The sequence below is a fragment of the Methanoregula sp. genome, from assembly GCF_003170075.1.
Lineage (GTDB): Archaea > Halobacteriota > Methanomicrobia > Methanomicrobiales > Methanospirillaceae > Methanoregula.
Genome location: NZ_PMZU01000021.1, coordinates 2,804 through 20,353 on the forward strand (window position 1 = coordinate 2,804; position 17,550 = coordinate 20,353).

The following is a 17,550-nucleotide window of genomic DNA, read 5'->3' on the forward strand; positions in this document are numbered from 1 at the left end:
CCCGCCGATATTCCCGAGGCCAAGGACTGCCGAGCCGTCGGTCACGATCGCAATGGTATTCGCCTTGAGGGTGTAGCGGTACGCTAGGTTTCGGTCCTTGACAATCCTTCGACAGACTTCGGCTACGCCTGGGGTGTAGGCCCGGGACAGGTCGTACCGGTTCCTGAGCGGGACTTTGGAACGGATCTCCAGTTTCCCGTGATGTAGTGCATGGAGTGCGAGGGAATCCCGGTAGATCTCATCGCTGCCGGCAGTAACCTTCAAATCCCTCACCTTGTACGAGAAGAGCGCAGTAAAAGGTAATGAACCTTGCCCCGGTAAGACTTGTTTTTCTCCAAGGAACGGGATGGCAATAATAACGACTGCACATATGCCGGTAAAGTTACATTTTAATACATTAATGAACAGAATTATACATTAAGGTATAACCAATCGCCTCAAAGGCGAGGTTGACAGCACGATTATGTGCTCTTCCGGATACCTGATACAGATTACTGGTGTGATATTGTCATGAAGTCAAAAGATATTGCCATAGTTGGAATTCTTCTTGCTGTCGGTGCGATCCTGCGGTATTTCCTTGCGATGCTCCATACGCCGCTCACGCCCAACATGATCATTGCGTTCTACTGCCTTGCGATCATCCTGATCCATCCCAAAGTCTACGAGGCACTTGGGATCGGTATCGTTGCCGGTCTCCTGTCGATGCTGATATCGAGTTCGATGTTTCCTCCGGCAAACCTTATCAGCGAACCGCTGGGTGCTCTGGTCTGCTTTGGGCTCTATGCGCTTCTCGCATCCCGGACAAAACTTGCTCCTACTGTCACAACGTTTATTGCAACACTGGTGAGCGGATTCTCGTTTGCCGCGATCGCGATTCTCTGTGTTGGTGCGACCATCCTTGCCAAATACAACGGCAACCTCGGGAACTTTGTGATTGTCTTTGTCCCAATCGTGGTCATAACTGCCGTATTTAATGCAATCATTGTTCAGATCCTCTACCTCCCCTCAAGCAGGGTGCTCGTGAGAGGACAGGAATGATCAAGCTCAAAGACGTAAGTTATACATATCCTCATACGGTGCAGGAAGCGTTGCACCGTCTCTCTCTCGTGCTGGAACCGGGCCGCTGTATCATGGTGACCGGCCCTTCCGGTGCCGGGAAGACCACACTCTGCCTTGCCGCGTGCGGTATTCTTTTCCACGAGTATGGCGGAAAAAAAGCGGGATTCGTGACCATCAACGGCCGGGACGTTTCCGCATATACCGGGCTTTCCGAGATTGCCAAAAATATCGGGATTGTCTTTGACGATGCCGAGGCACAGATGATCTTTACCACTGTTGAGGAAGAGATCCTTTCCGCACTTGAGTACCGTGGCCTTGCTCCTGAAGAGATTGAGCGGCGCCTCGCCTCGATCATGGAAGTCACGTATCTTTCAGCGATAAAAGACCGTTCCCCCCATAATCTATCCGGGGGCCAGAAACAGCGTGTCGCCCTCGCCGCAACGCTCGCACTCGGCAACGATATCCTGATTCTTGACGAGCCAACCTCCGAATTGGACGAACACGCAACCCGGCGGATCGTGGAGATTTTGTCCAATCTCAAGCGGCAGGGTAAGACAATCCTCCTTGTCGAGCACAAGTACGCGCATTTCCGGGACATGGTCGATACTCTTGTCGTGATGGAACACGGCGCGATCTCGGCTATCGGCGCACCGGGAGAAATTCTCGATGACGAGCGGATCAAAAGGATTGTCATCCCGGATTTCACCGGCATCAGGACCGGGGCTGCCCCGGCTCTTCCCACATCTACCCCGGCCATTGCAGTCAGGAACCTTTCTTATTCCTACGATGAAGTCCCGGCCCTGCATAATGTCAGCATTGGGATCAATGCCGGCGAATTTGTCGCAATTGTCGGAGAAAACGGTTCCGGCAAGACAACGCTTGTCAAGCAGTTTAACCGGCTCCTCACCCCTACTGCAGGAGATGTCGAAATACGGGGCAAAAACACCCGGGACTGCACAATTGCAGAACTGGCCCGTCACGTAGGTCTCGTCTTCCAGAACCCGGATCACATGTTCTTTGCCGACACGGTAAAAGACGAGATCGCATTCGGGCTTGAGAATCTCGGGATCAAGAATAAAGATGTCGTGATCGATGCGGCGCTGGGTGAAGTCGGGCTCCTGCACACAAAGACACTCTACCCCCGCTGGTTATCCCGGGGCGAACGCCAGAGGCTTGCTATCGCCTGTGTGGTCGCCATGCAGCCGGCAATCATTGTCCTTGATGAGCCTACGACCGGTCTTGACGGTGACGAGGCGCGCCTTGTCATGGAGATCCTAAAGAAACTCCAGCAGAACGGGCACACGGTTATCGTCATCACCCATAACCGGGATATCGCACAGTACTGCGCAGACCGCATGATCACTATGGACCAGGGCCGGGTCAGCTCGGATACACGGGTGCCGGTGGAATAATGTCCGAGATCCTGCAATATGTTCACAAGGACGGCTTCTTCCATCGGCTCCACCCATTTTCGAAGATCCTCTTTATTATTGTCATAAGCGTTATGTGCGTTTTTATAACGAGCATCCCGTTCCTCATCCTCATGGTTGTCGCCCTTCTCTCCCTTGCGTACATCAGCCACCTCCACCGTGAGGTGATCCAGCAGCTCAAACTGGTCCTTATAATGAGCGTCGTTTTTATCATCATCACGGTGCTCACGATGCCAAACGGCGCCACGCTCGGTTACCTGATCCCGCAGGGGGTGCCGGTGATCGGCGGTTCCATTGCCATAACCGACGGGGCAATCGGGATCGGTCTCGTCCTTGCGCTCCGGTTCATGGTGCTGATCTTCGCGTTCCAGCTCTTCCTTATCTCAACCCAGCCCCGTGATCTTGTTCACGCGATGGAAAAACTGCACATGCCCATCGATTATATCCTGATGTTTATCATCGCACTCCGGTTCATCCCGACCCTCCAGATCGAGGGCCAGCGGATCCATGAAGCGCAGCTTGCCCGGGGCTACAACCCGGGGACCGGGATGCTCGGGAAAATCCGGGGTGTTGCACCCATCGTCGTTCCGCTTGTCTCAAACGCGCTCCTGCGCTCAAACGTTCTCGGCCTCACCATCGATATGCGGGGATACCGCACGGGAATAAGGACTCATGTGCGCGAGCGAAAGTTCTGCACCGGGGATTACGCGATGATGGGCAGCCTTGTCGTCACGGTCTCGGTATTTTTTGTCGTTGCGATCTTCGCATCGGGACTGATCTTTTAAAACATCCCTTTTTTGGCGTGTGCGATACCTATGGAACCCTGACATCCCGGATGATCATCCGCGTTGCTGTCAGGAAAACAAAATCAGAAAAACGGAGCGCCTCGGCCGGGATTTGAACCCGGGTCAAAAGCTCCGGAGGCTTCTAGGATGTCCACTACCCTACCGAGGCAGATTTTACCTTACTTAATCTTGTGTGTATCCATATAAAAGAGAAGGATAGCCGAAGGGCTTACAGGTTTTTTACGTGATACAGATGCCAGATCTTGCAGGCCCCTTCGTGGCTGACCATGCAGGGCCCGACAGGAGTCCGGGGCGTGCAGACTTTTCCGAAAAGCTTGCAGTCTGTCGGCTGGGCAATCCCGCGCAGCACCTTGTCGCAGATGCATGCCGAGTGCTTGCTCACCTTCTTATAGACAAGGCCGAACTTCTTCTGGGCGTCGTACTGCTCGAATTCCTTTTTCAGCCGGAGGCCTGACTGCGGGATGACCGGGAAGCCCCGCCATTCCACATCGCAGGGCTCGAAGACCTCGTACATGATCTTCTTTGCCTTGACGTTTCCTTCCCGGGTTACTACTCGTGGATAGGCATTATCCACGCGGTGCTTTCCTTCTCGGATCTGTTCAACAAGCATCACAAGGGCAAGCAGAATATCCTCGGCCTCAAAGCCGGCGACAACCTGCGGCACGGCAAACTGCTCGTACTCTTCATATCCCATAATTGCACAGACATGTCCGGGAAGAACAAACCCGTCAAGGTTCGCCTCGCCCTGCTCAAGCAGCCACTTCATTGCGGGGGGGACGACGCGGTGGCAGGAGAGGATGGAGAAGTTCCTAGGCGGATGTGAGAGGATTGCTGCTGCAACGGTCGGAGCGGTGGTCTCAAAACCGACTGATATAAAGACGACTTCCTTGTCGGTCTTCTCTGCGATCTCGACTGCCTTGTGGACGCCCTGAACGATCCGCACGTCACCGCCGCAAGACTCTAATGAGCCTTTCGAGCCAGGCACCCGCAGGAGGTCGCCGTATGTTGCGATGATGCAGTCCTTTTCAACAAGTTCGAGTGCCGCATCGATCTCGCCCTGCGGTGTGATGCAGACCGGGCAGCCGGGGCCCATGACGATTTTGAGCTGTGGGGGCAGGATGCTCCGCAGGCCCGTGCGGGCAATTGCCGCTTCATGAGTCCCGCAGATGTGCATAAAAGTCATATCCCGGTCCACCAGCCCACGAAGTGTCTCTGCAATCTCGTTTCCCGTTGCCATGGTATCTTACATTTATTTACTGCCCTGTGACATAAGGGTACGTATATGGATGATAACCTGCTCTTTGCCATTCTGACCATCGTTGCCGGTCTCGTCGTGGCGGGAATTGCACGTTTCATTGTACGGTGGCTGCAGAAATATGCTGAAACCACCGAGACACAATGGGATGATATCATTGTCGCCGCGATCGGTACGCCGGTTCAGGTTGGTATTATCGCGATCTCGGTCTATATCGCCCTTAAATACTTTGACATAATCCCGGAACAGTATGCGTGGCTTCTCTCGGATAAGGTGCTCAACTCGATCTATATCCTAATTGGGACGTGGATTATATCGTCGCTCCTCCACGATATTATCCATATTTACGGTCATGCCCTTGCCGCGAAGACGGAAGGCGACACGGACGACCGTATCGTCGATCTTCTCGAACTGGCGGTACGCTATGTAGTCTGGTTTGCCGGGATCATGTTGATCCTTGTCAACCTTGAGATCAATATCACACCATTTCTTGCCGGCGCGGGTATCGCGGGTTTGGCCTTTGCGCTCGCTGCCCAGGATTTGATCTCAAACTTTTTTGGCGGCGCGATCATAACGGTCGACAAACCCTTTAAGATCGGAGATCGTATCCAGTTTGACACTTTTTATGGTGATGTGCTGGTTATCGGCACGCGGAGTACACGGATCAAGACTGTCGACGGGAGGATTGTCACCATCCCCAACAATAAGATCACCTCCAACAGTGTCGTCAATTTTTCCGCTCCCGACCCGAAAATACGGTATACAATTCCGATCACCGCCGCGTACGGGAGCGATATTGTCCGGGTAAAAGAGATACTATTCGAAGTTGCAGAGGATGCGATTAAGAACACAGAGTATTTTGCTGATGATCTGGCACCCAAGGTTTTCTTTCAGGAATTTGGGGATTCGAGCCTGAAGTTTGTCATCTATATCTGGGCGAGAGCCTATAATGTCCCGGACGAGGTAAAGGATGCCATTAATGTCCGGATCGCTGCACGGTTCGCGGCGGAAGGTATCGATATCCCGTTCCCGCAGCTCGAAGTCCGGATAAAACAATAAGATTAAATCTCTTTCTTTTTCTACGGACCGAATATATCCTTACCAATGAGGAGGTCTGTTTCCGGCAACCCAACGCAGCACTACCACCTGCACGACAACAACACGAGCGAGGACTCCCATTTGGCGGTAGGAAAGGGCACGATCGATTTTGGGCCGGTGATGGAAACGGTCAGGAAAAGCGGCGGCTTCCCATGATTGAGGTGGCAGAGTTCGACGAGGCGGTTGAGGCGTGCATACACCTGAGAAACTGTTGTAACCGGCGCCATGCTCTTGCCAGTGAACCGGAACGGGCGGCGCTTTGGAGGGAAAAACCGAAGATTTCCGCAATATTTTATAAGGTAAACCTACAATGTATCTAGGCAATCTGCCTGTGTGGCTCAGCCGGTAGTGTACTTCCTTGATAAGGATAAACGCAAACCGACCGCTTCTTCACATGTGTAGATCTGTATGCAAGAACAACAAGTGCCTAAGTGACTCAGCCCGGTAGAGTACCTCCTTGGTAAGGAGGAAGTCGCGAGTTCGAATCTCGCCTTAGGCTCTCTTTTAATACGTTCAGATTTTTTTTTTCAGTTCTTTTAGTAAAGGAAGGGGGTACTCCCCATGTGCCCGGCCTTTTTCCAGTTCCCGATTGGATTTAGATCTCCTTAACCGGCCCCGGATCCGGCCCGGTCCCGCTCTTGCCAAACAATTTCCCGACCCCCATGCAAATGATAATAATTACCACAAGAGCAAGGCAAAACAGGATACGCTCGGTCCGAGGCAGGGTCGTGGGAAACGTCATTATACTGGTGTCTATCGACAGATGATACTAAGATTCCCCTTCACCTGCGAAAACATTTCTGCTGCCGGCAAAAGAGGTATCAGAATCCCGGCTGCTCGCGGGCCTCCCACTTTGCAAAGCCGAGCCGGGCAAAAAACACAGCAGGAATAAGGAGGAGGACGGCCCCGAGGGCAGCAAACGGTACGGCAAACGCGACCGCGGAGAGGACGAGGAGGGCGGCCCCGGTCAGGGCAAGGTACGTGACCATCACTTTGACATCATAGACAAGCACGCTCGGCGAAAGGCCGGTCAGCCAGACCGTGATCCCGAGGCTGTAGAACGAGAGCGAGAGGCAGAGCACGACCGCCGGGACCAGGTAGAGCGCCTGGCCGGAGAGGATGGAAACCGCCGCGATGAAGAGCGCAGGAATAATCTGGAGGACAGAAAACGTGGTGATCTTGCTTTTGATGAGCGTCCTGACACTGACCGGGAGGCACGCGTAGGCCCCGAACGTGTCAAACATCGTAATCCACGTGTACATGGTCGAGGCAATGACGCCGGTCACGAGCGCAAATTCGATGAGTACCCCGTAGGCGGGCAGGTAGCCCGAGAGGAGGGAGAGGAAGAACCAGATCACGACAAGCGGGATCAGAAACGAGAAGAGGGTCTGGCCGACCATGCCCCCGCTCCGGTACATATCGATGAGATCCTTTGCCGCAAGGGGCGGGTAAGGAAAGACGGAAAGTTTTCCGGTGAGCGGCACGAGCATGCTTTTGTGATGTTTTGCCACGCCGACCGTCTCGGGAGAGAAGAGCCAGATCGAGACAACAAAGAGGCAAACGATCGCGGCAAGGGAGATGAGAAGGCCGGTCCACGAGAACGCCAGAAAGAGGTTCAGCGGGGGATAGTAGACCGCCGGATTCTGCCCGGTGACAAGGTAGAGCGCTCCCGCGGCTACGGCAAGTATGGCGAGAATTGCCGCGAGCGCCGGCTTTGAGCGCGAGTAGACCGAGGAGAGGAAAAAGACGGCGCAGAGCCCGGACATAAACGAGAGCGTGAGGGTGAGGGCGAGGAGCAGCGGCAGGGTAACCGGGACGCCGATAAAGGGTGAGGCAAGCAGGAACCCGAGCGCTAAGGGGAGGACCCAGAGGACAAAGTAGTAGAGCGTGTCCTTGACGACAAAGTTTGCAAAGATGAACCGTTCGGAGAGCGGCAGGCTCCGTGCGGAATAGGAGAGCAGGCTTGCCTGCCCGAACCGCCGGTTCATCACCTCGCTCCCCAAGAGGCCGAACGCCCCGACCATAAAGCCGAGCATCAGGTAGTTTGCGTGGAGGATGAGCGAGAGTTCGCCGGCCGGCAGCGCCTGGCGCATGAGGGGCAGAAGAAACGAGCCCATGAACGCGATCCAGAAGATGAGGATCGGAAAAAGCGCAAAGGAGAGGCTCCCGAACATCGTCGAATGGACCCGCCACTCCTCCTTTACCATCGCAACAAAGAGTTCAGGCATGGGGGACCCTCTGCACGAGCGAGAGGAAAAATTCGTCAAGGTGCCGGTGGTCTGCCGTCAGGTCGGCCACGGTCCCGGTGTGGAGGAGGTTTCCCTTGTGCAGGATCGCAAATCCCGAACAGATCTCCTCGGCGATTTCGAGGATATGGGTCGAGATGAAGATCGTGTTGCCGGCTTTCACATAGTCCCGGAGGTAGTCCTTGACGACATGCTGCATGATCGGGTCGAAATTGATGAGCGGTTCGTCGATCAGGGCAAGTCCGGGCTTGTGGATGAATGCCTGCACAAACATCAGTTTCTGGCGGGTCCCCCGGGAGAGGTCCTTGCAGAGCACGTCTTTCTTGTCCGAAAAGTCAAGGAAGTCAAACCACCATACGGCCTTTTCATCGATATCGGGGACCTTCCGTATTGCACCCACGAACTGCAGGTACTCGGTCGCCGTTAGAAAACTCGGGGGCGTCTCCTGCTCGGGGATGATCCCGACACGCTCCCGGACACCGACCGGATCGCTCTGGGTATCGATCCCCAGCACCGTTGCCGAGCCGGCAGTCGGCCGGATCTGGCCGGTCAGCATCTTTATCATCGTTGACTTGCCGGAGCCGTTCGGGCCTAAAAGGCCGTAGAGTGCCCCTTTTTCCACCGACAGGCTCACGTGGTTGACAGCCGTCAGATCCCCATACACTTTTGTGAGGGCTTCAGCCTCAATGACGTTTTTTGTCATCTGTTTCCCCCGGATACTTCCTGTTCCATATTCATCTGCTCCTTTTTTTTGTCGTCGTTATTTTGTGTGTTCCTCCGCAGGATTCCCCGTCCGGGTGCGCTGCGATGCCGTTCCAGATAAATGACAGTCCCTGCCGGGCAAGGAGTGCCCGCTGCCCGGGATCCGGGGATTCCATGATCCGGGCCGTAAGCCCGGAGAGCGACGAGGCGAGCACCGAACAGAGAAGCCCGGTATCGCACTCCCTGAGGGTTCCTTCCCGCACCCCGTCTCTTACCAGTTCTTCTAAAAAGAGGAAGTGCGACATCCCCTCCTCATGGGCGGTCGTGGAGACAAAGGGAGAATGGGCAAACTGTTCCATAAACCGGAACTCGTCCGGGCGGGTGGTCGCCCAAGCGAGCGCATTTTCCCCGACTTTACGGATCTTTACCTGCACAGTTGGTTCCCGGTCGACCCCTTCGCGGAGCGCGGCGGCAGCCTGGCTCTTGATCTGCCGGTAGAGGGTGTCAATCAGATCCTCTTTTGTTTTGAAATAAAAAAAGAGCGTACCGGTCGCGACCCCCGCCTCCCGGGAGATCATCGCCGTCGGAGTACCATAGAACCCCCGCTCGGTAAAGAGTGCAAGTGCGGTTTTGAGGATCGCGTCCCGCTTGTCGGTTGCCTCCACGCTGCTCACAGCAGGGCCTCCAGTTGATCGCAGGTAAACGGCCCGCCGTGACCGGTGTAGATGACTGTCGGGCGGGCGTCAAGGATCGTGCGAAGGCTCTTTTTTGCCGCGTCCATATCCTCAGCAAAGAGGGGAAGCCGGGGTTTGTGTGCCGGGAACATCCCCATCACAAGGTCGCCGATGATAACCTCGCCGGTTGCCAGCTGTACCGAGAGCGATCCCCGGGTATGGCCCGGGGTCGGAATCACGATGCCATCGATCCCGAACGCATCAAGCCGGTACGGGGCATCGACCCGGATCACCGGTTTTATCGCGAGCCCCGGGGCCGGGGCGTGCTTCCCGATCATGAGGGCGAGCATGCGGCCAAGAAGCGACGCGGGCACTGCCGGAAGAGTCGCACCCGTGGTAAGGGCATCAGCTTCGCTGCTATGGACGAGCACCGGTGCGCCGGTCGCCCCGGCCAGGGCGGCAGCGCTCCCGAAATGATCGGTGTGAACGTGCGTGATGATGATGAGCGCAAGGTCCCAGGGCTTGTACCCCTCTGCCTGCAGGGCGGCAAGGATCTTCGGGGCGTTCCCTGGCAGGCCCGTGTCGACAAGGATCGGCCGGCTGCCCCGGATAAGAAACGCATTCGCGTGGCCGAGCGGGATCGGGCGGACGAGCGCATTTTGGGGAGAAGCCGCGTCAGTCATGGGACTTCCCCCTTGAAAAGGAGGCGCGGATTTTTGATGCCTTGTTCATGCACCACAGGCCTCCTTTGAGCGCCGGCACGGCGACACGCATCCCGCCCTCCATATCGGCTTTCACATCCTTCATGAGCTGCGGGATCGGCAGGTGCTGGGGACAGGCCTTCGCGCACTTCCCACACTGCCGGCAGAGCCCGGCATACGAAACATCGCCAATGAGGCCCCCGTGCCGCCCGAAATAGTGGAACTTTGCGCTCCGGTCCTTCGGGAAGAGGTGGTGGGCGTTGTAGAGCGAGAAGCAGCCGGGGATATCGACGCCGGCCGGGCAGGGCATGCAGTACCCGCAGCCGGTGCAGCCGACTTTCATGAGCCGCCGGTAGGTCTCTTTGACCCGGCCGATTCGGGCAAGGTCGTCGGGAGTAAGCGACTGCGGGAGTGCAGAGCCGGCGACCCGGATGTTCTCATCGATGTGGGCCTCGTCATTCATGCCCGAGAGGACGACGGTCACCTCCGGGTGGTCCCAGACCCAGCAAAGCCCCCATTCGGCCGCTGACCGTTTCTCCGGTGCCTCATCCCAGATTTTCTGTACCTCATCCGGCACCGGCCCGGCAAGGTTCCCGCCGCGTAGCGGTTCCATAATAATCACGGCGAGATTTTTTCCTGCCGCATACCGGAGCCCCTCGGTCCCGGCCTGGTTGTTTTCGTCAAGGAAATTGTACTGGATCTGGCAGAACTGCCAGTCGTACGCATCGACAATCACCTTGAACGCCGTGATGGTGCCATGGAACGAGAACCCGGCGTTTGTGATCTTCCCCTCGCTTTTTGCGCGGTCGAGAAACGCGAGCACGCCGAGTTTTGCCATCTTCTCCCAGCTCTCCTTGCTCATGCTGTGGAGCAGGTAGTAGTCGATATGATCGGTCTGTAAGGTCACGAGCTGCCGGGAGAGGATCCGGTCCATGTCACTCGCGGTGCGGACTTCCCAGTGCGGGAGCTTGGTTGCGATCCGCACTTTTTCCCGGTAACCGTCGAGAAGGGCACGTCCGAGGATCTGTTCGCTTTTGCCGAAATGGTAGGCCGGGGCCGTGTCGAAATAATTGACACCGGAATCGATCGCGTGCCGGATCTGCCGGATGGCGCGTTCCTCGTCAATCTTACCGGATTTTTCCGGGAGCCGCATGCAGCCGAAGCCGAGGATGGAGAGCCGGTCTCCGGTTTTTGGGATGGTACGGTAGAGCATGAGCACACCTGTTTGTATAAATTGACTGGTCAGTCAATATGTCTGCATGCCATCCTATATAACACAAACGTGTTTATGCGCTCTATACCACAAAGATGAAATTAAATGTAACAAGAGTGACGACAAGCAGGACGCAGGAATGTTTCACCCCCTGCGGAAATTGATGATTCCCCCATCTGCCCGGCAATGAATCAATAGTATGGCGGATCGGTGCGCCCGGTCGAGAACACATGGCAAATCGTAAATACCACACTTAAGACATTAATCGGGAGGACTAACTCTCCGTTAGAACCAGAAGAACTCTGCATGCCAGAACACCTGGGGCCGGTCCTCCCCTAATCCTGATCGATATTCATTTTTTTACCACTATCATACACACAAGCCGGATATGTGTTGTTTTAATATCACCCACGAAGAAAAATCCTATGTGGATTACAGTTCTGCCATGATGTGTATATTTACCGGAATAGTGTTGGTAGAGAACACCGGAGTAATTTTATTTATCCTCCATCTCAATCGGTTCAAGTAGGACGGCAACCACTCTTTTCCCGATGCGTCCTGGGTTATGACGCCTTCCGAAAGCCCCCGCTCTATCGAATGTTCGGAATATTCCACCTTGTTGAGATGGAATGGTCGGTCAAGACGCATAGGCGCTTTTCTGTCACTCATAGGCTGCGAGACTGTTGTCTGTGCGCCCAAACACATAAAACTAACAGATGTTTTAGGGACTGTAATCCCAACACGAGACGCCCCGGCCGGGACTCGAACCCGGGTCAAAAGCTCCGCAGGCTTCTAGGATGTCCACTACCCCACCGGGACTTGCGTTTGGTTTGCGCCTGCCCTATTTACATCGTTTTCATCGCTTAAATATCTCACCGTAAAAAAAAAGATCGGCATTTTGTGGCAGAATTGCAGTATATCTGCAACCAGTAAAAAAAAGATTCCCCCCTTAATGTTTATTCCGTCACCTGGTTTTCCGGAGTCCACGTAGTTGTTGTAGTTGCCGTCACAACCGGCAGGGAATTCTGTATTTGTCCCCAGTATTTACATTCGGCAAATGATTTATTCTGTGGATCTTCGAAATTGCCCACCGGTTTTACCCAGATACCAGTCGTTGCGGTGATATTGTTTCCGCGCATTTCAATCTGGAGATCATCGGTTTTAAGAATGGGTTTCAGGGTTGCATTCGTATAGATCCCGTATCCCTTGGCTTGCCCGAATCCATCCTGAAGATAGATCTCACCAGTACTCTTGTCCCTTACCGTGATGTCAAACCACGAGTATGGTGCGTAGTCGGAAAACGTGATGGTCTGCACATCTCCCAATTGATGATTTGCAGCTTTCGAAGAAACAACTTTGTTTACGGTGATGTTGAATGGCTTGACCGTGTAATTGATATACATCGGAGGATTCTTGAGATCAAAGGTGACCGCGGTGGTATTATAAGAATAATACTGCGTGTTGGTGTAGATAAGGCAGGACAAATCCTGAGGAAACGGTGTGGGTGTTGCATACATATTAATGTCTGAAGTATGGGTTTGATTATCTTGACTGCTTTTCGTGTAAGGAGTGACTTCAGTCACATAGGCTGGGGGCGCAGTTGTTTCTGATGCGTGCGTCCCGGTGGCATAGTAACCACTTGAGGTTGAAGAGGTCGTCGTTCCCTTGGGGGGCGTCACACACCCCGTCACGAGGAGCATCAGTATTGTGATGACCACGAGAATTATCAAACATATCTGCTTTGTCATTATTGAGGTGTACAGTTTTTTTTTTATTTATGTATGAGCATAGCGAAAAACTCCACTTAAATTTTTATTTTAGCTAAATGAATTAAAGGATATGACCACATTTCAGGATTGTTTTTTTCCCAGCATCAGTATACAACGATGGCAGAATAAGGGAACAAATGGGGCGAGATCAAAGGCCCGATAGACTGGGAAAATTCCGGCCGATCTTAGCCGATATGTGTCATGAAAATAATACCGGTTCGGGATCTGCGGACAGTTCGTGTCACGCGATCTTCCGGGACGGGTCCATCTGGACCTCGTGCGGGAGCCGGGCCAGTGCAACAGCGCCAAGCGCCCCGATAACCCCGTTTCCCCCATACAGGGAGGTGCCAGACTGCCGGGCTGCCACTTCAGCTGCGGCACGGTCGACTACCTCTTCCCGCACCAGCCTGCCGTACTCCCGCAGGTCCGCAGGGATCGTCATCCCTTTCCGGAATGCAAGGCCCCATTCCGGGGAAAGAGCTTCACTTTCAACAAACTCGCGGCTTATGGCCATCACCCGGTCAATCCGGTTCGGGAGGACGGCCACCTCGATGTAACTTGCCGAGTTCCCGGCAGTCTTGTTCTGCAGGGTTTCGTTGAGCATCACGACATGGTGGCTGACAGGGAGCACAACCCGGCCCGCCGTAAGCCTTGTGAGCAGCGCAAGGGCAAGGGCAAAGGTCGCCCCCCCATCTTTTGAATCGGTATCGTCAACGCCAATTGTGAAATGAGAATACGCCTGTGTCCAGACGTTCCCCTCAACAATACCGTCTTTCTGGACCAGTTCGACGCGGGTGACACCCTCCGCCCGCGACATCATATCCGTAAGCGAGTATGCCGGGCCCCCGATGCAGCGGATCCGCTGGACGATATGATCGCCAGAGTGCCCGACACCGCAGATCCCGACCGCAGACAACGGAGGAAGCCCGATGGAAACCGTGGCATCACCGATACGGGCACACTCGCGCAGGAGCGTCCCGTCACGTTTTACATCGGTGAGCACGCCCCCTGCCCGGGCATGGTGGTAGCCGCAGAACGCCGCACAGGCGCCGCTCATGCAGTCATGGAAGATCTCGACATGCTCGCCGTCCGTTGTGGTAAAGATCCTCCGGCAGGTGCTCTCGGGGATCGCGGAAATAGCCGCGTACCGGGCGGCCGTTCTCCCGGATTTCTCTTTTTTTACAAGAACGCAGCCTTCCCGCACAAGACGGGTTACCCAGTCCTGCGCTGTGCTCCTCGGAATGCCGGCCGCCTTCTGGATATCGGTCACGGTAAAAAAACCGGCATCCTGCGTGAACTGGCGTATCAGGTGCAGGTATTCCCGCCGGTGTTCAAGCACGCTTGCCATAGTGGTCGCGGATATACAGGATATCGCCGATGATGGCGCTCGCCGTCTCGATCGAGCCTGCACCCCGCCCTGTAAGCGTAATTTCCTTTGCCATATCGGTCTCGATGGTCAGGGCGTTGAGCGTGCCTTCGACTACAAGCGGGTGGCTCTTCTCGATGAGCCGGGGTGAAACCCGCAGGATTTTTTTCTTTGGGATTGCCTCTGCGATCAGCCGGATGGTACAGTCCCCCTCCTCGGCAAGACGCAGGGCATCGGGCGTGAGCAGATCGATGCCGGTTAAATCAACATCGGCAAGTTTTGTCCCGTTGCCCCAAATCGTGTTCGCGAGGATCACCAGTTTGATCGCCGCATCAATCCCCTTGACATCGTAGGTCGGATCCGCCTCGGCATAGCCCATCTCCCGCGCCTCCATGAGTGCCTGCTCATAGGTCAGCCCTTCAGCAGCCATCCGGGTGAGGATATAGTTGCAGGTCCCATTGAGGACACCGTAGATTGCGATGATCTCATTCCCGTTAAGACCGTCTTCGAGCGTGTGCATAATCGGGATGGCACCGCCGACCGTGGCCTCATACCGGAGCGCCACGCCCTTCTTTTTCGCAAGGGCTGACAACTCCTTGTACGCAAGGGCGATCGGCCCCTTGTTGGACGTGACAATGTGCTTCTTTTTTGCAAGTGCCGCCCTGATATACCCGAGTGCCGGTTCGCCGGTGAGCGCGTTTGTCGGTGTTACCTCGATAAGGACATCGTAATCCGCTTTTTTGATCACGTCCATCGCGGAGATCGCCGGGTCGCCGCACGCCCCGGTCCTGCGCTTGTGTTCGAGCACTGCCGCAATGTCGATGCCCTCATTACAGATGCACCCGCTCTTTGAATCCGCAATACCCGTGATAGTAATACCGGGATTCTTTGTTGCGATCATCTCAGCGACGCCGCGTCCCACCGACCCGAGGCCGATAAGTACAGCCTTCATGCAATCTCCTCCAGCGGCTCGATCAAAAGCAGCGATTTCTGCTGCGCGACCCGGCGCAGGACGGCAACCGCCGCATCCATGTCCACCCGGTTGGTCGCCTTGATCGTGACCCGGGAGGTCGAGCGCTCGTTTATCGCCGGCATGCTCATCGAGATCTCGCAGACCTCGGCAAACCCTGTGGAATCAATCTGGTCGACCGTGTCGGACAGGTCGGTGTGCATGAGGTGGCCGATCAGGATAACCGTCCTTTTATAGAGCAGGCGCTCCTTCCCGATCCGCTGGATGTGGACACCCTGCTCCTTTAAGAGCGCCACAAGTCTGTCGAGACGCCCTTCGGGAAGCGCGAGCACGATCTGCACGTTCAACGTGTGGTGGGTGGTATCCGGATCACGGTGGTGGAGGACCGCAATGATATTTCCCCCGACTTCAGAGATCGGTTTGAGGGCCGCAACCAGTTGTCCGGGAGAATCCTTCATCTCAAGTTTCATGGAGACCTGCACGTGTACCACCTTATCAACAAGAATAGAGCCTCCCATCAAGAAAAGCTTGTTCTTTTCTGCTGTGCAATGGGAGGCGGGCTAGAGTTTCCGAAGCTTGTCATCCACTTTTTCAAAGAAATTCCGCTGCGCGTCGATAAAGAGCGCCGGCTGCTCTGCCTTCTGCACTACGAGGGAAGCCGAGCTCCCCAGCTCCACGGTCTTCTGCCCGTCGATCACCAGTTTCGCAGGCTTTGAGCACTCCAGCCGGATCTCAAGCCGGCGGTTGCTGCTGATGAGGTGGGGGCGGGACGAGAGCATATACGGCGCAAGCGGGACAACAAGGAAACCCTGTATCCGGGGGTCTACAATCGGGCCCCCGGCGCTCATCGCATACGCGGTCGACCCGGTCGGCGTGCTGACCAGCAGGCCATCGGAGCGGAACTGCTCCGTGACCCTCCCGTCGATGACAATCGAGAACCGCAGCATCTTTGCCGGGCGGGTGGTGACGATGAGCGCCTCGTTCAATGCATCGCCAAGAGGCTTGTTATCCCGCAGGAGAGAAAGCCGCATCCGCTCCTCGACAGCAAATCCCGGGGACAATGTTTTAATAAAATCCCAGGCTTCATCGGGTTCGAGATCCGCAAGGAACCCCACCTCCCCATGGTTGATCCCGATGATCGGGATCTGGCGCTGCATCTGCTGGACGGTGCGTAGGATCGTGCCGTCCCCTCCGATCACCACCGCCATATCCGCATCCGTTTTCCCGCACGGAGAGCCGGGTTCGCCAAGGCAGGTGGCGGTATCCTTCTCAAGGAGAACGGTTACCCCTTTCTTTTCCAGCGCGTTCTTCATCTGCCGCGCACAGGTAAGGGCACCGGGCAGGTCAATACGGGAAACAAGCAGGCACTTCATGTAAAATCACCGTAGATACTCGATCACCTTGTGGTGCAGCACACCATTCGTGGCAATAATGCACCGGCCGACCGTCACTTCCTCGGGAAAGTCAAGAGGATCGCCGTTTAAGTCGGAGACCGTCCCTCCTGCTTCAGTACAGATGAGCATCCCTGCCGCAGCATCTGTGACCCGCAGGGTACCCCGCAGGTCGACAAACCCATCGATCCTCCCGGCCCCGATATAACTGAGCTCAAGTGCGGATGCACCGAGGAGCCGCCACCGCCGGATCTTGTGGCCGAGCTGCATCATCCGGGTGGGATCGAATTTCCGGCCGTACACGCTCATGGCAGAGGTGTCCAGCCTTGATGTGGATGAAACATGGATCGGCTTCCCGTTGCAGTGCGCAAATTTACCCTGGACCGCCGTGAACGTCTCCTTTGTCGCCAGGTCCTGCACGAATGCCTGCTGCACGACCCCGTCTGTTGCCCACGCAAGGGAGAGGGCATAGAAGGGTATACCCGCAACAGCGTTGTACGTGCCGTCAATCGGGTCGAGAAATATCGTCCCTTTCCCGCCATCCACGGGAACCTTACCGGCTTCCTCGCTGATCAGAAGGGCGCACAGATCATGCTCCTGGACATACTTGATCACGCAGTCTTCCGCGACCTGATCGATCTTCTCGGTGGGGGTTCGATCGGCGCCCATGCGGATAACCTGCCCACCTTCCGGTGATCCAACCAGTGGGCGGATACTCTCACGAACGAGAGCGGCCATCTCATTGCAGGAACGAAGGAAGTCCATAGCGATAAAAACCTCTAAATGCGGTCAGCGTTGTATTTATGTACGGCAATAAAGATAAATTACTTCTGCGCTTAAGATATGGTTACGTTTTAGGTTGTGAATCAC

General features: G+C 55.4%; 17 protein-coding genes, 3 tRNA genes and 1 pseudogene. 6 read left to right on the plus strand and 15 right to left on the minus strand.

What is annotated here, in order from left to right; genetic code table 11:
* Window positions 1-264 (minus strand): annotated as a pseudogene (locus QZN75_RS01845) (NAD-dependent malic enzyme); the annotation flags it as partial.
* 246 nt (window positions 265-510) lie between these two features.
* On the opposite strand from QZN75_RS01845, the gene QZN75_RS01850 reads away from it, so the two are divergent.
* Genes QZN75_RS01850 through QZN75_RS01860 form a run of 3 tightly spaced genes read left to right on the plus strand, consistent with a single transcriptional unit; the run spans window position 511 to window position 3,274 of the window.
* Window positions 511-1,038, plus strand: a complete 528-nt coding sequence (locus QZN75_RS01850) for a tryptophan transporter (RefSeq protein ID WP_292424023.1) — start codon at window positions 511-513, stop codon at window positions 1,036-1,038.
* Window positions 1,035-2,471: an ABC transporter ATP-binding protein gene (locus QZN75_RS01855; RefSeq protein ID WP_292424025.1), complete on the plus strand. Its 1,437-nt coding sequence runs from the start codon at window positions 1,035-1,037 to the stop codon at window positions 2,469-2,471. Before QZN75_RS01850 ends, QZN75_RS01855 begins: the two co-directional genes overlap by 4 nt.
* Complete coding sequence (locus tag QZN75_RS01860) at window positions 2,471-3,274, plus strand: energy-coupling factor transporter transmembrane protein EcfT (protein WP_292424028.1); 804 nt, start codon at window positions 2,471-2,473, stop codon at window positions 3,272-3,274. The genes QZN75_RS01855 and QZN75_RS01860 overlap by 1 nt, the downstream gene beginning before the upstream one ends.
* A gap of 97 nt (window positions 3,275-3,371) precedes the next feature.
* On the opposite strand, the gene QZN75_RS01865 is transcribed toward QZN75_RS01860, so the two are convergent.
* Together QZN75_RS01865 and hypD are read right to left on the minus strand one after the other, a co-directional pair.
* Window positions 3,372-3,443 (minus strand) — tRNA-Arg (locus tag QZN75_RS01865).
* A 60-nt stretch (window positions 3,444-3,503) separates the two neighbouring features.
* Window positions 3,504-4,532 (minus strand): hydrogenase formation protein HypD, encoded by a 1,029-nt coding sequence (gene hypD / locus QZN75_RS01870; protein ID WP_292424030.1) that lies wholly within the window; start codon window positions 4,530-4,532, stop codon window positions 3,504-3,506.
* Window positions 4,533-4,577: 45 nt separating this feature from the next.
* On the opposite strand from hypD, the gene QZN75_RS01875 reads away from it, so the two are divergent.
* The 3 genes from QZN75_RS01875 (at window position 4,578) to QZN75_RS01885 (ending at window position 6,147) form a co-directional block, all read left to right on the plus strand.
* Window positions 4,578-5,609, plus strand: coding sequence for a mechanosensitive ion channel family protein (locus QZN75_RS01875; RefSeq protein WP_292424032.1), 1,032 nt, complete (start codon window positions 4,578-4,580; stop codon window positions 5,607-5,609).
* 45 nt (window positions 5,610-5,654) lie between these two features.
* Complete coding sequence (locus tag QZN75_RS01880; protein ID WP_292424035.1) at window positions 5,655-5,804, plus strand: hypothetical protein; 150 nt, start codon at window positions 5,655-5,657, stop codon at window positions 5,802-5,804.
* A 269-nt stretch (window positions 5,805-6,073) separates the two neighbouring features.
* A tRNA-Thr gene (locus QZN75_RS01885) sits at window positions 6,074-6,147 on the plus strand.
* 322 nt (window positions 6,148-6,469) lie between these two features.
* Here the strand turns inward: QZN75_RS01885 and QZN75_RS01890 are convergent.
* From QZN75_RS01890 to QZN75_RS01945, 12 genes are all read right to left on the minus strand, one after another.
* Window positions 6,470-7,876: a hypothetical protein gene (locus QZN75_RS01890; RefSeq protein ID WP_292424036.1), complete on the minus strand. Its 1,407-nt coding sequence runs from the start codon at window positions 7,874-7,876 to the stop codon at window positions 6,470-6,472.
* On the minus strand, window positions 7,869-8,597 hold the full coding sequence (locus QZN75_RS01895) for an ABC transporter ATP-binding protein (protein ID WP_292424037.1): 729 nt from the start codon (window positions 8,595-8,597) through the stop codon (window positions 7,869-7,871). The genes QZN75_RS01890 and QZN75_RS01895 overlap by 8 nt, the downstream gene beginning before the upstream one ends.
* 31 nt (window positions 8,598-8,628) lie before the next feature.
* Entirely contained in the window at window positions 8,629-9,270 is a 642-nt protein-coding gene (locus tag QZN75_RS01900; RefSeq protein ID WP_292424039.1) for a TetR/AcrR family transcriptional regulator, read from the minus strand.
* Window positions 9,267-9,953: an MBL fold metallo-hydrolase gene (locus QZN75_RS01905; protein WP_292424042.1), complete on the minus strand. Its 687-nt coding sequence runs from the start codon at window positions 9,951-9,953 to the stop codon at window positions 9,267-9,269. The genes QZN75_RS01900 and QZN75_RS01905 overlap by 4 nt, the downstream gene beginning before the upstream one ends.
* Window positions 9,946-11,184, minus strand: a complete 1,239-nt coding sequence (locus QZN75_RS01910) for an aldo/keto reductase (RefSeq protein WP_292424044.1) — start codon at window positions 11,182-11,184, stop codon at window positions 9,946-9,948. Before QZN75_RS01910 ends, QZN75_RS01905 begins: the two co-directional genes overlap by 8 nt.
* A gap of 747 nt (window positions 11,185-11,931) precedes the next feature.
* Window positions 11,932-12,003, minus strand: a tRNA-Arg gene (locus QZN75_RS01915).
* A 137-nt stretch (window positions 12,004-12,140) separates the two neighbouring features.
* Window positions 12,141-12,932, minus strand: a complete 792-nt coding sequence (locus tag QZN75_RS01920; protein WP_292424047.1) for a hypothetical protein — start codon at window positions 12,930-12,932, stop codon at window positions 12,141-12,143.
* 262 nt (window positions 12,933-13,194) lie between these two features.
* Window positions 13,195-14,301, minus strand: coding sequence for a helix-turn-helix domain-containing protein (locus QZN75_RS01925; protein WP_292424050.1), 1,107 nt, complete (start codon window positions 14,299-14,301; stop codon window positions 13,195-13,197).
* A complete protein-coding gene (locus QZN75_RS01930) occupies window positions 14,285-15,271 on the minus strand; it encodes a homoserine dehydrogenase (RefSeq protein WP_292424052.1) in 987 nt (328 codons plus the stop codon). Before QZN75_RS01930 ends, QZN75_RS01925 begins: the two co-directional genes overlap by 17 nt.
* Window positions 15,268-15,759 (minus strand): amino acid-binding protein, encoded by a 492-nt coding sequence (locus QZN75_RS01935; protein WP_292424135.1) that lies wholly within the window; start codon window positions 15,757-15,759, stop codon window positions 15,268-15,270. Before QZN75_RS01935 ends, QZN75_RS01930 begins: the two co-directional genes overlap by 4 nt.
* A 90-nt stretch (window positions 15,760-15,849) precedes the next feature.
* Window positions 15,850-16,662 (minus strand): NAD(+)/NADH kinase, encoded by an 813-nt coding sequence (locus tag QZN75_RS01940; protein WP_292424054.1) that lies wholly within the window; start codon window positions 16,660-16,662, stop codon window positions 15,850-15,852.
* Window positions 16,663-16,668: 6 nt separating this feature from the next.
* A complete protein-coding gene (locus QZN75_RS01945) occupies window positions 16,669-17,445 on the minus strand; it encodes a bifunctional fructose-bisphosphatase/inositol-phosphate phosphatase (RefSeq protein ID WP_292424055.1) in 777 nt (258 codons plus the stop codon).
* Window positions 17,446-17,550: the final 105 nt, after the last annotated feature.

Excerpts from the sequence above, each read along its gene's own strand:
- QZN75_RS01850 (WP_292424023.1), top strand. The coding sequence starts at position 511 with ATGAAGTCAAAAGATATTGCCATAGTTGGAATTCTTCTTGCTGTCGGT.
- QZN75_RS01855 (WP_292424025.1), top strand. The coding sequence starts at position 1,035 with ATGATCAAGCTCAAAGACGTAAGTTATACATATCCTCATACGGTGCAG.
- QZN75_RS01860 (WP_292424028.1), top strand. The coding sequence starts at position 2,471 with ATGTCCGAGATCCTGCAATATGTTCACAAGGACGGCTTCTTCCATCGG.
- hypD (WP_292424030.1), bottom strand. The coding sequence starts at position 4,532 with ATGGCAACGGGAAACGAGATTGCAGAGACACTTCGTGGGCTGGTGGAC.
- QZN75_RS01875 (WP_292424032.1), top strand. The coding sequence starts at position 4,578 with ATGGATGATAACCTGCTCTTTGCCATTCTGACCATCGTTGCCGGTCTC.
- QZN75_RS01880 (WP_292424035.1), top strand. The coding sequence starts at position 5,655 with ATGAGGAGGTCTGTTTCCGGCAACCCAACGCAGCACTACCACCTGCAC.
- QZN75_RS01890 (WP_292424036.1), bottom strand. The coding sequence starts at position 7,876 with ATGCCTGAACTCTTTGTTGCGATGGTAAAGGAGGAGTGGCGGGTCCAT.
- QZN75_RS01895 (WP_292424037.1), bottom strand. The coding sequence starts at position 8,597 with ATGACAAAAAACGTCATTGAGGCTGAAGCCCTCACAAAAGTGTATGGG.
- QZN75_RS01905 (WP_292424042.1), bottom strand. The coding sequence starts at position 9,953 with ATGACTGACGCGGCTTCTCCCCAAAATGCGCTCGTCCGCCCGATCCCG.
- QZN75_RS01910 (WP_292424044.1), bottom strand. The coding sequence starts at position 11,184 with ATGCTCTACCGTACCATCCCAAAAACCGGAGACCGGCTCTCCATCCTC.
- QZN75_RS01920 (WP_292424047.1), bottom strand. The coding sequence starts at position 12,932 with ATGACAAAGCAGATATGTTTGATAATTCTCGTGGTCATCACAATACTG.
- QZN75_RS01925 (WP_292424050.1), bottom strand. The coding sequence starts at position 14,301 with ATGGCAAGCGTGCTTGAACACCGGCGGGAATACCTGCACCTGATACGC.
- QZN75_RS01930 (WP_292424052.1), bottom strand. The coding sequence starts at position 15,271 with ATGAAGGCTGTACTTATCGGCCTCGGGTCGGTGGGACGCGGCGTCGCT.
- QZN75_RS01935 (WP_292424135.1), bottom strand. The coding sequence starts at position 15,759 with ATGAAACTTGAGATGAAGGATTCTCCCGGACAACTGGTTGCGGCCCTC.
- QZN75_RS01940 (WP_292424054.1), bottom strand. The coding sequence starts at position 16,662 with ATGAAGTGCCTGCTTGTTTCCCGTATTGACCTGCCCGGTGCCCTTACC.
- QZN75_RS01945 (WP_292424055.1), bottom strand. The coding sequence starts at position 17,445 with ATGGACTTCCTTCGTTCCTGCAATGAGATGGCCGCTCTCGTTCGTGAG.